At 70.0% G+C, this 12,204-nt stretch carries 11 protein-coding genes, 1 tRNA gene and 1 pseudogene; 8 read left to right on the forward strand and 5 right to left on the reverse strand.

Annotated elements, in window-relative coordinates; translation table 11 throughout:
* Window positions 1-133: 133 nt before the first annotated feature.
* A complete protein-coding gene (locus DVS28_RS12575; protein WP_216825997.1) occupies window positions 134-817 on the reverse strand; it encodes a helix-turn-helix transcriptional regulator in 684 nt (227 codons plus the stop codon).
* Between the two features lie 225 nt (window positions 818-1,042).
* On the opposite strand from DVS28_RS12575, the gene DVS28_RS12580 reads away from it, so the two are divergent.
* The gene (locus DVS28_RS12580) at window positions 1,043-2,419 is read left to right on the forward strand and encodes a mycothione reductase (protein WP_114591756.1); all 1,377 of its coding nucleotides are present in this window, start codon (window positions 1,043-1,045) and stop codon (window positions 2,417-2,419) included.
* Between the two features lie 19 nt (window positions 2,420-2,438).
* Here DVS28_RS12580 and DVS28_RS12585 read toward each other — a convergent pair whose 3' ends face one another.
* Complete coding sequence (locus DVS28_RS12585) at window positions 2,439-3,164, reverse strand: ArsR family transcriptional regulator (protein WP_114591757.1); 726 nt, start codon at window positions 3,162-3,164, stop codon at window positions 2,439-2,441.
* 215 nt (window positions 3,165-3,379) lie between these two features.
* Between DVS28_RS12585 and DVS28_RS12590 the strand changes: the two genes are divergently transcribed.
* The 4 genes and pseudogenes from DVS28_RS12590 (at window position 3,380) to DVS28_RS12605 (ending at window position 7,428) form a co-directional block, all read left to right on the forward strand.
* The gene (locus DVS28_RS12590) at window positions 3,380-3,958 is read left to right on the forward strand and encodes an MOSC domain-containing protein (RefSeq protein WP_114591758.1); all 579 of its coding nucleotides are present in this window, start codon (window positions 3,380-3,382) and stop codon (window positions 3,956-3,958) included.
* 334 nt (window positions 3,959-4,292) lie between these two features.
* Window positions 4,293-5,543, forward strand: coding sequence for a 13E12 repeat family protein (locus tag DVS28_RS12595; protein WP_114591759.1), 1,251 nt, complete (start codon window positions 4,293-4,295; stop codon window positions 5,541-5,543).
* Window positions 5,544-5,780: 237 nt separating this feature from the next.
* Window positions 5,781-6,793: pseudogene (locus DVS28_RS30250) on the forward strand (RNA polymerase subunit sigma-70).
* A complete protein-coding gene (locus DVS28_RS12605; RefSeq protein ID WP_114591760.1) occupies window positions 6,790-7,428 on the forward strand; it encodes an MBL fold metallo-hydrolase in 639 nt (212 codons plus the stop codon). The pseudogene DVS28_RS30250 and the gene DVS28_RS12605 overlap by 4 nt, the downstream one beginning before the upstream one ends.
* Before the next feature lie 229 nt (window positions 7,429-7,657).
* On the opposite strand, the gene DVS28_RS12610 is transcribed toward DVS28_RS12605, so the two are convergent.
* The 3 genes from DVS28_RS12610 to DVS28_RS12620 form a co-directional block, all read right to left on the reverse strand.
* Window positions 7,658-7,740: transfer RNA gene (locus DVS28_RS12610), tRNA-Leu, on the reverse strand.
* 54 nt (window positions 7,741-7,794) lie between these two features.
* Window positions 7,795-9,165 (reverse strand): M15 family metallopeptidase, encoded by a 1,371-nt coding sequence (locus tag DVS28_RS12615; RefSeq protein ID WP_164710458.1) that lies wholly within the window; start codon window positions 9,163-9,165, stop codon window positions 7,795-7,797.
* Window positions 9,166-9,248: 83 nt separating this feature from the next.
* On the reverse strand, window positions 9,249-9,857 hold the full coding sequence (locus DVS28_RS12620) for a DUF1802 family protein (RefSeq protein ID WP_216826000.1): 609 nt from the start codon (window positions 9,855-9,857) through the stop codon (window positions 9,249-9,251).
* A 56-nt stretch (window positions 9,858-9,913) separates the two neighbouring features.
* Here DVS28_RS12620 and DVS28_RS12625 point away from each other — a divergent pair, with 56 nt between their 5' ends.
* The 3 genes from DVS28_RS12625 to DVS28_RS12635 are packed head-to-tail and all read left to right on the forward strand — an operon-like array spanning window position 9,914 to window position 12,082.
* A complete protein-coding gene (locus DVS28_RS12625; RefSeq protein WP_114591762.1) occupies window positions 9,914-10,117 on the forward strand; it encodes a MoaD/ThiS family protein in 204 nt (67 codons plus the stop codon).
* Window positions 10,110-11,189, forward strand: a complete 1,080-nt coding sequence (locus DVS28_RS12630; protein ID WP_114591763.1) for a PP-loop family protein — start codon at window positions 10,110-10,112, stop codon at window positions 11,187-11,189. The genes DVS28_RS12625 and DVS28_RS12630 overlap by 8 nt, the downstream gene beginning before the upstream one ends.
* Complete coding sequence (locus DVS28_RS12635) at window positions 11,186-12,082, forward strand: tRNA (adenine-N1)-methyltransferase (RefSeq protein ID WP_245973539.1); 897 nt, start codon at window positions 11,186-11,188, stop codon at window positions 12,080-12,082. The genes DVS28_RS12630 and DVS28_RS12635 overlap by 4 nt, the downstream gene beginning before the upstream one ends.
* Window positions 12,083-12,204: the final 122 nt, after the last annotated feature.

Here is a 12,204-nt window from a genome sequence, read left to right on the forward strand (position 1 = left end):
GGGCGCTCCTCCTGGTTCACGTGTCGTCGTGTGGATGGTTGATCGGCAGGGAGGTCCTGGGCGTGACCCTTCGGTGACATTCGTCCGATGGGCTGCGTGCTGGTTGCTGACCTCTACCCCGATGAGGAGCGCCTCATGCACCTCCTGATACCGCGTCGATGTAGTCCTCGAGCGTGACCGGCGGCCGGTGCTCGAAGACGTCGGGCAGTGCGCGCGCCTCGACGATGCGATCGACACGGAACGTCCGATGGGCCTCCCGGAGCTCGCACCAGCCGGCGACCGTCCAGGTTCGCCCCCAGAAGAACAGCCCGAGCGGCCGGACGATGCGCTCGGTCGTGGAGCCGACGGCATCGGCGTAGGCCAGTTGCAGGCGACGACGGTCGTCGATGGCCCGACGGACCTCGGGCATCTGGGCAGTCAGCTCCAGGGTCTCGTCGAAGTTGTGGGCATACAGCGCCGTCCCGGCCACGCGATGGCGTTCGCCCTCCGGCAGGACCGTCTCGACCTTGGCAAGGGCGGACCGGGCGGCGGCGCGGAGCCCTTCGTCGGCGAAGGACTCGACCATCCGGACCCCGAGGACGATCGCCTGCACCTCCGACAGGGAGAACATCAGCGGAGGCAGGTCGAAGTTGCGGCCGAGCCGGTACCCGACGCCCGCCTCGCCCTCGACCGGCACACCCGACCCCACCAGGTCGGCGATGTCGCGATAGATCGTGCGCTCCGACACGCCGAGGTGGTCAGCGAGCTGCTTGGCGGTCGTGACCCCACGGCGTCGTAACTCGAGGACGATCGAGAAGAGTCGATCAGCGCGTCGCACGGCGGAGGGCCTTTCGGTCGGGTTGTCGTGCAGCGGTCGGGTCGTGCAGGAATGTGGCGGCGGGTCGGCGTGTTCAGCGGCTGATCGCCATCCCGCGATCTGCCGTCCCCGACGGATGCAACGTCCATCATGTGACACTGCCGCTTCGGTGGCGAGCTGTCTGGGCATCACGGCGTTGCTGGTGCCAGCATCCTGTCAGCAACCATCGATCAGAGGAACCCCGACGTGCCGTCCACCGCGCAGCCCCACTACGACCTCGCCATCCTGGGAACGGGTTCGGGCAACTCCATCCCCAACGAGGCGATGGAGGACTGGCGCATCGCGATCATCGAACCGGATGTGTTCGGGGGCACGTGCCTGAACCGTGGCTGCATCCCGTCCAAGATGTTCGTGCACGCAGCCGACGTCGGCCGGACCATCCGAACGGCCGACCGATTCGGGGTGCACGGGACCTTCGAGGGAGCGGACTGGCCGGCCATCCGTGACCGGGTCTTCGGCCGCATCGACCCGATCGCCGCCGGGGGAGAGGCCTACCGCCGTGAGCTGCCGAACATCGACGTCTACGACCATCCGGCGCGCTTCGTCGGGGAGCGCACCCTCCGCACCGGGGACACCACGCTGACCGCTGACCGGGTCGTCCTGGCAGCTGGGACCCGGCCGTTCGTCCCGACCATCGACGGGATCGACGACGTCGACTTCCACACCTCCGACTCGATCATGCGGCTCGACGCGCTGCCCGACCGCTTGGTCGTCATCGGCGGCGGTGCGGTGGCTGCGGAGATGGCCCATGTGTTCGACGGCCTCGGCTCGTCGGTGACCATGCTGGTTCGCGGTCCGAGGCTGCTGGGGGAGGAGGAGCCCGAGATCGGCGATGCCCTCACCGAACGCTTCCGCGAGCGCGGGATCGACGTGCGGACCGCCACGGTGGCGAAGGCGGCGACCTCCTCGGGCGGCGTCGTGTCCCTGGAGCTCGACACCGGTGGGTCGCTGGACACCGACGTGCTGCTGCTGGCGGCCGGGCGCCGCTCCAACGGGGACCGCATGGACCTGCCCGCGGGCGGGGTGACCGCGGACGCGCAGCACCGTCCGCTGGTCGACGAGTACATGCGGACCGACGCCGAGGGGGTGTGGGCGCTGGGTGACCTGGCCGCACCGCACCACGACCTGAAGCATGTCGCCAACGCTCACGCCAAGGCGATACAGCACAACCTGCTGCACCCCGACGCACCGATCGCCCCGACGCTGCCCAACCAGCCTCGCGCCACCTTCACCGACCCCGAGGTCGCCTCCGTCGGGATGCTGGAGGAGGAGGCCCGCCACACCGGCCGCCGGATCGTCGTGGGTCGACGTGACTACGCCGGCACCGCCTACGGCTGGGCCCTGGAGGACACCACGTCCTTCGCCAAGGTCGTCGCCGACGGGGACACCCGCGAGATCCTCGGCGCCCACATCATCGGCCCCATGGCGTCGATCCTCCTCCAGCCGCTGGTGCAGGCCATGACGTTCGGCCAGACCGTCGAGCAGGTCGCCACCGGTGTCGTGTGGCCCCACCCGGCCCTCACCGAGGTGGTCGAGCAGGTGTTGCTGGAGGTTCCGGCGTAGGGCCTGCCCGGCCGGCGGCCTACGCGCTGACGCGTTCGCGGGCCCCGTTCGTCGACCCGAGCGCCGTCACGAGGACGTGCATGCGTGCGGCCAGCTGCTGGATCATGTCGGTGTGGGTCTGCCGCTGTTCGTCGGCCGGCTCGGGCGTGGACCAGTGGAGGAGGGTCGTGTTCGGTCCGGTCGGCAGGTCGGCGGTCTCCCGGACGACGTCGGAGAGGGTGACCAGCAGGTCCGGCGGCGTCCGCAGGTCCTGCCACGCGGTCGGCGGGCGGTCGAGGGCACCCAGGTTGGTCTCGGTGGCCACGCGCCGAGCCATCGGCGACAGCGTCCGGTTCGCCGCCCGGCCGGCCGAGCTGGCGGGTATGTCGGAGATGGTGGCCCAGAGCCGTTCGGCGATCATCGACCGCACCCCGTGGTCGGCGCACACGAAGAGGACGTTGCGGGCGTGCAGGGGCGGGACGTGGACGATGGGCCGCGGCGTGTCCGAACGCAGCCGGAGGTAACGTCGCCGGCCGTCGCCGGTGCTGCGGATCCGCTCCAGGAGGCCGGCGGCCTGCAGGACGTTGAGGTGGTGGGCCAGCAGGTTGGAGCGGATGTCCATCGCCGTGACGATGTCCTGCGGGGTGAGGTCGCTGAGCAGCAGTGACTCGACGATGGCGAGGCGCACGGGTTCACCGAGCGCGGCGAACACGGTGCTCCTGTCGTGCAGGGCGTCGTCCATCGGCGCGAGTTCGGGCTGGTTCATGCGCAGTGCCTGCCCGTCTGGGTCCCCGTCGATCGTCGCCGCATCACATGATGATCCTGCCGGACGTGCATCACGCCGGGGTTACGGCCGGGGGCGATAGTGTTTCGCCCTCGTGAACACGAGGGCCTGCGGGGTCGTGTCGGGGCGGGGTCGGGTCGGCGTGGGACCAACTGGCCTGTGGAGTGGCCGCAGGGCGGTCGGCAACACTCGGTGCCATGCTGGTACATCCGACTGCACAGGACCTGGAGTCACGGCTGGCGCACATCGCCGGGTCGCCGATCGACGAGGGGGTGCTGGAGATGGTCGTCCGGCGCCCGGACGTGGACGAACGAGAGGTGCTCGAGGAGGGCGAGCTGGACCTGGCGGTCGGGCTCGTCGGCGACACGTGGCACATCCGCGGGAGCCGTCGCACCGAGGACGGGTCGAGCCATCCCGACATGCAGCTGAACGTCATGAACGCGCGGGTACTCGACGCGATCAGCGCCGGTGACCGCGAGCGCTGGCGGTGGGCGGGGGACCAGCTGATCGTCGACCTGGACCTGACCCCGGAGAACCTGCCCGCGGGGACGCGGCTGGCGCTCGGTTCCGCGGTGATCGAGGTCACCGACCAGCCCCACACCGGCTGCGCCAAGTTCGCCGACCGCTACGGCGTCGACGCGCTGCGCTTCGTCAACACGGGAGAGGGGAAGCTGCGCCGGTTCCGTGGCCTGAACGCCAGGGTCGTGGTCCCGGGGACGATCCGTCCGGGAGACGTCGTGGTGAAGGTGACCGCCGACGAGCCGGTGGCTGCCTAGCTGCCGTGGTCCGGCTCGGGACTCGTGGTCGGCCCGGGACGGAGCGACGCCCCGAGCGGTGCTCGGGGCGTCGGATGGTCCGGGCCAAGAGGTGGCCGGTGATGTGGAGGTGGGTCCGCCGCCGGGCCTGTGTCGGGCCGCTCGTGGCGTCACGGGCACGCTAACAGCCCTGTGCGACCACAAGAAGGGCGATATCGGTCGCCGAGGAGACAGGTTCGGCCGTTGTGCACACTCCTCGTGTCGACGCCGATGTGCCGAAAATGGATGTCACACCCCAGGCGTACGTTGAACACATCACATCCAGTGGTGATCAGCTCGATGGAAGGGGTAGGGGATGGATCCGGGAAAGGGGCACGAGCGCTCGGGTGGGCCACCGAGCCTGGCCGATGGTGCGGTGTTGATGGCCGATCTGGCGCGGGCCGTCGAGGTCCGCGAACGGGCGGTGAGGCAGCTCGTGTTCGCCCTCGCCGAGGTCAACCGGGCAGGAGTGGTGGAGTCGTTGGAGGGCCTGCCGCTGGACGTGCAGCTCGCGGTCGCCCACGGCTGGACCGCGGCCGAGCAGGCCATGCTGCTGGATGCAGGGGACGTGCTGGCCTCGATGCCGGCCACCACGGCGTTGTGGCAGCAGGGCCGACTGTCGTGGTCGGTCGTCCGTGACCTCGTCGGTCAGCTCCGGCGGTTCGGCCGTGACCTGCGTGCCGGCGTGGACGAGCGGATCGGTGCGTCCGACGAGCTGATCGGGGTCATGGCCCCCGAGCGGTTCGCGTGGGCGGTGGCCGAGGCCATCGACGAGCTGCGTGGCGCAACGGTCAAGGAGCGGGAGGAGGACGCGGACGCGGCCTCGACGTTCCTGTGGGTGCAGATGGGCCTGGACGGCCGTTCGAAGGTCTACGGCGAGCTCGATGCGCCCGACACAGCTGTGGTGCTCAACGGCCTTGACCGGCAGGTCGAGGCCGACGAGCGGACAGCTGAGCAGGAGGAGACGGCACGCCCGACCCGCCATGACCGGCGTCGGACGCGGGCCAAGCGGCGGGGCCGGGCGCTGGTCGGGCTGTGCGCCGACCGGCTTGCCGGACGGACCGCCGCTGGCCGGCGGGTCGACGCCAAGCCGCTTGTGGTCGTGCACGTCCCGCTCGACCGCATCTCGACGACCGCCGCCGGACGGTTGGAGGTCGCCGTCGACGGGGCGCTGCCCAGGTTGTCGGCGAGGACCGTCGAAGCCCTGGCGCGGGACGCTGACGTCCGGGCGGTCGTCATGGACGGGGCCCGACCGTTGACGGTGACCCGCAGGCTTCGGGCCGACGCGGTGCCCGAGGACACGCGCCTGGCCGTCCAGGCCCGGGACATGGGCGCCCGCGACCCCGGCGGCAGGACGAGCGCGCCGTCGTCGGAGGTCCACCACCTGACCCCCGGCCTGCACCATCCCGATCGTCTGGCGTGTGTGTCCAAGCGCGGCCACCTCCGCCTGATCCACCGCCACGGCTGGTCCGGCCACGTCGACACGACGAGCGGCTGGATCACCTGGTCCCGCGGAGACCGTCAGATCGTCACCGTCCCCTGGGGCACCCAGCTGAACCGAGCCTGATCTTCGGAGCCACAGAACCGCGCTCGGGCGCGGGCCTGTCGGCGTGTTCGGATTCAGCCTGCCGCGGGCGTCCCCGGCGGAGGCAGACGCTCGGGGACCTGGTCCATCGTTGCATCGGGTGGACCGATCAGCTTCGGGCGCGGTCACCGTCATACGTTGCACCCGACCGAGAGGCATCCCTTGAGCTCCCATCGCCAGACCTCCGACGTCCCCGATGAGGGGAACCGCGAACTTCTCATCGCCACGTTGCCCCCCGAGAACGCCAACGCGTTCGCTGAGCTGGTCGAGCCCTATCGGCGGGAACTTCGCGTGCACTGCTACCGCATGCTCGCGTCCTACGAGGATGCGCAGGACATGGTCCAGGAGACGTTCACGAGGGCGTGGCGCCGCCGGGAGACCTTCAGGGCTCGAGCCTCCTTGCGTGCCTGGCTGTACCGGATCGCGACCAACGCCTGTCTGGATTTCCTGGACCGTCGTCCCCAACGCGCCCATCTGCCCCTGCGCGACGACGTCGGGCTCGACGAGATCACGTGGCTGCAGCCAGCCCCGGACCACATGCTGGTGGCCGTGCCTGCGGGGTCCGAGCCCGGTGAGGTGGCCGTGACCCGTGAGACCATCGAGCTGGCTTTCCTGGTAGCCGTGCAGCACCTGCCGCCCCGACAACGCGCGGTCCTGATCCTTCGCGATGTGCTCGGCTGGTCTGCGAGGGATGCCGCCTCGCTGCTCGAGGTCACTGTCGCGTCGGCGAACAGCGCCCTGCAACGCGCACGGTCCACCCTGCGGACGCACCTGCCCGCCCCCGGATGGACTGGGCGCCCCAAAGGGGGCCCAGTAGACAGGAGCATGATCTGGTCCAGCGCTACATGCAGGCAACCGATGACCTCGACGTCGGGGCGCTCAAGGCGCTGTTCCACGAGGACCTGCGCTTCGTGATGCCACCGAATCCGGGCGTGGTTGTCGGTCGCGATGCGTGCGTGCAGCGTTGGGTGGCCGGCGGGTTCGGCTCACCGGAGGTCGGCGAGTTCCGCACCCGTGTGACGGGCGCGAACCTCCAGCCAGCAGTGGTCAACTACCTGCGCGAACCCGGGAAGGACACCTTCACGCTGTTCGCCGTCGACGTGCTGACCATACGCAACGGCCTCGTGACGCAGGTCACGGCGTTCGGTGTCGACGCGCTGGAACCGTTCGACCTCCCCCGCACGCTCGACAGTGCTGCTCCGCGGTCAGGGATCGAGGGAGAGGACCGATGACCGTCTCCGAGGGGATCACCATCACCCCAGTCCTCGTTGCCGACCTGCACGTCGAGGGCGAGCGGATGCCGGTCTACGTGCACGTCATCGACCATCCCGACGCGCGGGTCCTCGTCGACACCGGGATGACACAGCTGCATCCGGTGCTCGCCGACATGGATCCGCGGCTGTGGCCACTGAGCGAGCACGACCTCGACCTCGGGGCTATCGACATCGTCGTGAACACGCACCTGCACGGCGACCACTGCGGGGGCAACCACCTGTTCCCCAACACACCCATCTACGTCCAGCGACAGGAGCTCGACGACGCGCGCAGGAACGAGGGCTACACCATCCTCGAGTGGCTCGACCCGCCCGGTGTCCGGTACGTGCCTGTCGACGGCGAACTCGAGCTCCTCCCCGGACTGCGACTGGTTCCGGCGCCGGGACACACCCGCGGTAGCCAGATCGTCGTGGTTGCGACCGAGGGGCCTCCAGTGGTCGTCTGCGGCGACGTGGCGGTCTGGCATGGCGAGCTCGACGACCCGCACACCGAGGGGCAGCTCCTGATCCACGCGCTCAACCCTAACCTGGTCTGGCTCGCGCACGAACACGAGCCGTGGCGGCCACCGCGCTCCTCGACCAGCAGGTCGTAGCCGCCGATTCCGCCACGACAGCTCAGCGCGGAGATCTGGAAACGACGAACGCCCCGGGTGTCCGGGGCGTTTCGTGAGTGTCGGCGAGAGGACTTGAACCTCCATGAGCAAAGCTCGTACGGCCATCGACCGCAATGTCGTAGCTGCCGATTCCGCCACGCCCCTTGTCGAGGCCGGGAACGACGAACGCCCCGGGGTGGTCCGGGGCGTTTCGTTGGCTGTCTGTGAGTGTCGGCGAGAGGACTTGAACCTCCACGAGCAAAGCTCATACGGCCCTCAACCGTACGCGTCTACCAATTCCGCCACGCCGACGTGGGAGCGGGCAGTGTAGCGGCCAACGAGCCGCTCGGCCATTCACGGCAACGGTTACTGCGGTGTCCCGCCGGTCGGGGACTGCAGGACCGCGCCCAGCTCGAAGTGCATGCCGTCGGGCCGGGACCAGCGGCCGCCCCAGACGAAGCCCCAGCGGTCGAAGATCTCCACGATCCGCGGGTCCATCGTGGGCTGCGCGCCGAGCATGTTGGTCTGCACGTTGAAGTCCACGGCCAGGCCCCAGCCGTGCATCGAGATGGGCCGGTCCGGGCGCCAGTCGATGTGCCGGGCGACCCAGCAGCCGCCGTAGTCGCTGGTGTCGATCAGCGGGGCGAGACCGGCCGCCTCGACCTCGGCCAGCGCACCCTCGAGCTGGATCAGCATTTGCTTGTGGCAGGTCACGTTGCCGGTGAAGATCGGCAGCCGGCGGGTCTCGATGTTCCGCGCCACCCACGCCGGGTCGATCGTGATCAGCCCGTCGCCGTGGTCGATGTAGTTGAACGGCTCGAAGAACTCCGCGGCGGCGCTGCCCGTCAGGAAGGCCTGCTGCTCGACCGGCTCCTCGATCTCCTCCACGACCCCACCGGCGGCGGCGACGGCATCGCGCACCGCCGACCCGTCGGCCCCGGGCGCCATCGCCACGTACAGCACCGGCTCGCCGGTGAAGCCGAGCTGGCGGGCCCGGTCGGTGGAGACGAGCGCGTCGGCGACCGGCGGGATCCCGTTGGAGGCGTAGGCGCCGATCCGCAGCGCACCGGCGGACGAACCCGTCTGCACGGTGCTTCCCAGCGGCACCGACAGCCGGTTGCCCGCGTCGTGGTTGAACGCCGCGTCACCCGCGATGATCCGCTCCCACACCGCGGTCTCGTTGGCGGTGATGCCCGGCGTCATGGGCCGGAAGGTCTCGGGCTCGACCGCAGCCACCGTCACCGTCTGCTCGGCGCCGGGCACGGCCAGGGTCAGCTGGCCGACCTCCACGACCGACGCCGCCTCGACGCCCTCGATCGCGGCGATCGACGAAGCGGTCGCGGCGTCCAGGCCGGTGACCGTCATGGTGGGGGTGACCGGCTCCACGGCGGCGAGGGCTGGCGCGGGCGCTCCGGTCGGCACGGGCTGCGACTCCGGTTCGACCTCGGGGATCGACGGGGGCGCCGCCACGACCACGGTGCCCTGCCCCTCACCGCTGGCCTCTGGCGCGCGCATCTCGTCGAAGAGCTGGGCGAACGTCTCGCCACCCTGTCCGACGGCGCCGCTCTCCACCGTCATCGGGACCATCGGCGTCATCGCCACACCGTCGCTGGCGGCGGCGTCCGGGCCCGGCTGCGGGGCCGTGCCCAGGACGGTCAGGATCACGAGAACGGCAACGCCGGCCGCGATGGCTCGGCGTGTGGCTGTGGGGAGGGGGGAGGAGAAGTGATCAGTCACGTCGGTCGCACAGGCGCAACGGGCATCCGACCCGTCACCACCGACTCCTCATCGTATCGCGGCGCCCCCAGCCGCGAGCCCCTTCAACCGACCGTAGATCGCACTCGTTGCGACACGCGGACCAACGATTCGAGGTCTTCGACGACGCGCCCCGAACCGTCCCACTCCACGTGGACGTCGATCCAGGACTTGCAGCCGCCATAGGCATCCAGCCGCGGCAGGACGATCGGCTCCGGCAGCTCGATGGCCTGCACGACGAGGATCTGCAGGGGGTGCTTGGGACGGAACTCCACCCGGTCGGTGCGGATCGACTCGGCCGTCCAGATGTGGAGGTCGTCGAGCTCGGGGAGCCACTCCGGCCGGACCACCTCGACGACGTCGACGACGTGCACCCCGGCGCGGACGACGAGACGGTCGTCGGTTGCGTCCCGGTCACCCGGTCCGAGCAGGTCGTGGTGCTCGGGACGGGTCCGCTCGGCGTGGGTGTGGGCGACAGTCGGGAACAGCAGGAACCCGCCATCGTCCTCGGGGGCCGCGAAGGCCTTCTCGTGGATGCCGCCCTTGCGCAGCAGGATCTGCTGACGGCCCTGGAGCAGGGCATGGATCGCCGCACCCCACTCCTTCAGCGACACGGTGGTCGTGGCGGTGGGCCCGGTCGGCGCGGTATCGGCGGTAGAGATGTCGGTGTCCACGAGTCCACGCTACGCCGTGACGATTCCGGCGCACCGCCGTTAGCATCGCGGGTCCGATGAAGGTACGACTGCGCAACCCCGACCGGATCGTCGAGGTCGATGGCCCCGCCCAGGTCAGCGACATGCTGGCCCAGCTGGACATCAACCCCGAGACGGTCCTGGTGATCCACGACAACACCCTGGTGACGGCCAAGGCGATGCTGCCTGCCGACGCCGAGGTCGAGATCCGTCCGGTCATCTCCGGTGGCTCGCATGGGTAGGCCCGGCGGCGGCCGGTGCCTCGGCTGCAAGGAGCAGGACGCGGTCATCGACCTCGCGCGTCACCGCACCCGGTACTGCGGTGAGTGCTTCGTGGACCACATCCGCACCCAGGTCCGTGTGGCCATCGACGCCTACGGGATGCTGCGGTACGACGACGAGATCCTCGTGGCCGTCAGCGGTGGCAAGGATTCCCTCGCCCTGTGGGACATCCTGCTCGACATGGGCTACAACGCCTCGGGCCTGTACCTGGGCCTCGGGATCGGTGCCTACTCCTCCCGCTCCGAACGCATCGTGCGGGACTACGCCGAGCGCCGGGGTGTCCGGCTGCACGTCGAGGACCTCGCCGAGGAGTACGGCTTCGACATCCCCGACTCCGTCAAGCACCCCCGCCGCAGCGACAAGAAGAAGAAGAACGGTGTGGGTCGGGCTGCCTGTGGCACCTGCGGGTTGTCCAAGCGCTACGTGTTCAACAAGACCGCGCTGCGGCACGGCTACGACGTCATGGCGACCGGGCACAACCTCGATGACGAGGCCGCGCAGCTGTTCGGCAACGTCCTGCGCTGGCAGACCGAGTTCATGGCCCGCCAGTCGCCGATGCTGCCGGCAAGCGAGGGTGGGCTGGCCCGCAAGGTCAAGCCGCTGTACCGCCTGACCGAACGCGAGATGGCGGCCTACTGCGTCATCAGGGGCCTCGACTACGTCGTCGAGGAATGCCCGCTCGTCGAGGGCAACACCGTCATGCGCTACAAGGACGCCCTCAACGAGCTCGAACGCGCGGCACCGGGGACCAAGGCCCACTTCCTCTTCGGGTTCCTCGACCGGGTCCGCGACGAGCACTTCGACCAGGACGAGCACTTCGGCACGTCGTTGGTCCCGTGCGACGACTGTGGCCTGCCCACGCCGGCGCACCAGCCCGGCCAGACCCCGGTGTGTGCGTTCTGCCGGACCCGTGGCCGCCTGCTCCAGCTGGTGGACCGTCCGGCCCGGTCCGACGCCTCCGATGACGAGCACCCAGAACGAACCCCAGAACAGACCGCCGAACAGACAACTGAACAGGACGTGACCGCGTGATCCGCCATGCCGGACATCCCGACCCCCTCTCGGTCGGGGACACCGTCATCCTCATGGACCGCAAGGGCCGCCGATTCATGTTCGAGCTGGAGGAGGGCAAGGACTACCACTTCCACCGCGGCATCATCCGGCACGACCAGCTGATCGGCCAGCCCGAGGGCAGCACCGTCGTCTCCACGATGAGCGCCAAGCTGACGGCGGTCAGGCCGACGACGGTCGACTGGACGCTGAAGGCACCCCGCGGGGCCCAGGTCGTCTACCCCAAGGACCAGGCGATGATCGTCACACTCGGCGACGTCGTCCCCGGGTCGACGGTCATCGAGGCCGGGGCCGGATCGGGCGCGCTGACCTGCGCGCTCCTGCGGGCCGTCGGGCCCACCGGTCGCGTCATCTCCTACGAGCTGCGCGAGGATCACGCCGAGGTGGCGCTGGCCAACGTCACCCGCCGCATGGGCGGTCACCCCGAGAACTGGTCGTTGACGGTCGCCAACCTGTCCGAGGCGCTGACCGAACACCGTTGCGACCGGCTGGTGCTGGACATGCTCGAGCCGTGGGCGCACGTCGACGCGGCCGCCGACTCGGTCCACCCCGGCGGGATGCTCATCGCGTACACCCCGACCGTCACCCAGGTCATGCGCCTCCGCGAGGTGCTGGACGCCGACCCGCGCTGGGGCCTGACCCAGACCAGCGAGACGATGCACCGCACCTGGCACGTCGACGGCCTGGCCGTCCGCCCCGACCACCGCATGGTCGCGCACACGGCGTTCCTGACCACGGCCCGGCGAATGGTGCCGCTGGAAGCGGACGAGATCGAGACCGAGGCGACTCCAACAGTGGAGGCCGAACCGGCCGATGATGCACCCGTGGGCCCCCGTCCGGGACAGCTCCCGTAGCACTCGCCAGCCGGCTCGTGCCGCAACGTCGGTGACCGACCGACAACGTTTCGCGGTTCCCGGACGTCCCATGAGTACGGTGGCTCCCAGCCATCATCCAGCCAGCCGAAAGCTCGCCCCTC

Source organism: Euzebya pacifica (assembly GCF_003344865.1).
Lineage (GTDB): Bacteria > Actinomycetota > Nitriliruptoria > Euzebyales > Euzebyaceae > Euzebya > Euzebya pacifica.

Bases quoted from the DNA above. Each gene is read 5' to 3' on its own strand.
- DVS28_RS12605 (WP_114591760.1), top strand. From the start codon at position 6,790: ATGACCGTCTCCGAGGGGATCACCATCACCCCAGTCCTCGTTGCCGAC.
- DVS28_RS12585 (WP_114591757.1), bottom strand. From the start codon at position 3,164: ATGAACCAGCCCGAACTCGCGCCGATGGACGACGCCCTGCACGACAGG.
- DVS28_RS12590 (WP_114591758.1), top strand. From the start codon at position 3,380: ATGCTGGTACATCCGACTGCACAGGACCTGGAGTCACGGCTGGCGCAC.
- DVS28_RS12630 (WP_114591763.1), top strand. From the start codon at position 10,110: ATGGGTAGGCCCGGCGGCGGCCGGTGCCTCGGCTGCAAGGAGCAGGAC.
- DVS28_RS12595 (WP_114591759.1), top strand. From the start codon at position 4,293: ATGGATCCGGGAAAGGGGCACGAGCGCTCGGGTGGGCCACCGAGCCTG.
- DVS28_RS12625 (WP_114591762.1), top strand. From the start codon at position 9,914: ATGAAGGTACGACTGCGCAACCCCGACCGGATCGTCGAGGTCGATGGC.